Below are 965 nucleotides of genomic sequence, written 5' to 3' on the forward strand. Positions count from 1 at the left end.
TCCGGTCATGGTGTGGTCCTTCCGTTGATCGCGTCGAGCAGCGCCGCCTTGGTCGAGTAGGCCGAGGGGTCCAGACCCTTGGCCTTGGCGTAGCTGTCCAGCTCGGGTCGCTTCCAGTCGTCGCTCGGCTCACCCTCGGGGTAGTTCCTGGTCTGCTGGGTCTGCTGGAGCGGCTGGGCCGGTGAGCTGTCCGGCAGGCTCGCCTGGTCCGGCTCCGGCTGGCGCTGCCCGGCCAGGGTGACCGGCTGCTCGTGACCGACGTCGGCCAGGCGTTGCGCCCACCCTTGATCGCGAGCGCCCGCCGCCAGCTCGTCCACCTCAGTGTCGGCGTCAAGCAGCCCGGCCTCGCGGGCGTTGCCCTCGGGAACGCGGTAGAGCTTCCGAGGACCGACCCTGGTCACGGCGTCGATGGACTCGTGCCCGCCTATGTCGATCAGCTTCTCCAGCGCCGGGCCTCGGAGGCTCGGGTCGATGAAGTCGATGGTCGCGAACCCGTCTCGGACGGCGACCTCGATCCCTGTGGTCATCCGGTTGTTCCTTCCTGGTGGTGGTGGTGATCACTCGGGCGGCGCGGTACGTAACTGCTGACCGCCGCCCTTTCCTGGCCCGACGCCGGAGGACGCGGTACATAACGCTGACCGCCCTCCGGCGTCGATCCCGTGTTCGCAGTGCTCGAAGTCGTGGGGTCGGGCGCGCTGGCCAGCTTCGCCCGCAGCTTGTCCTGCTCCTTGCGCGCCTGCGCCAACCACCGCGCCGCGCCGACGTCCAAATACCTGTCGATGCACGCCTGGCAGCGCCAGCCGTGGACCGACCCCTTGAACGTCAGACACGGGCCACCGCAGTCCCAGCAAAGCCAATAGGGCGGGCTGGCATCGTCGTCGTCGTGGACCTCGACATCGGTCACGGTCATCACCATGGACATCACGGGGTCGGGTCCGGCGGCGTGATCGTGACGGCGGCGATCA

The 965-nt window shown here is 68.9% G+C and carries 2 protein-coding genes; both read right to left on the bottom strand.

From position 1 onward, the window contains the following. Window positions 1-5: 5 nt before the first annotated feature. On the bottom strand, window positions 6-527 hold the full coding sequence (locus BST40_RS28220; protein WP_083156602.1) for a hypothetical protein: 522 nt from the start codon (window positions 525-527) through the stop codon (window positions 6-8). Then, on the bottom strand, window positions 524-965 hold a 442-nt coding region (locus tag BST40_RS28225; protein ID WP_089025338.1), incomplete at its 5' end, for a hypothetical protein. The genes BST40_RS28225 and BST40_RS28220, both read right to left, overlap by 4 nt.

Source organism: Mycobacterium persicum, from assembly GCF_002086675.1.
In the GTDB taxonomy this organism is placed as follows: domain Bacteria; phylum Actinomycetota; class Actinomycetes; order Mycobacteriales; family Mycobacteriaceae; genus Mycobacterium; species Mycobacterium persicum.

Bases quoted from the DNA above. Each gene is read 5' to 3' on its own strand.
- BST40_RS28220 (WP_083156602.1), bottom strand. From the start codon at position 527: ATGACCACAGGGATCGAGGTCGCCGTCCGAGACGGGTTCGCGACCATC.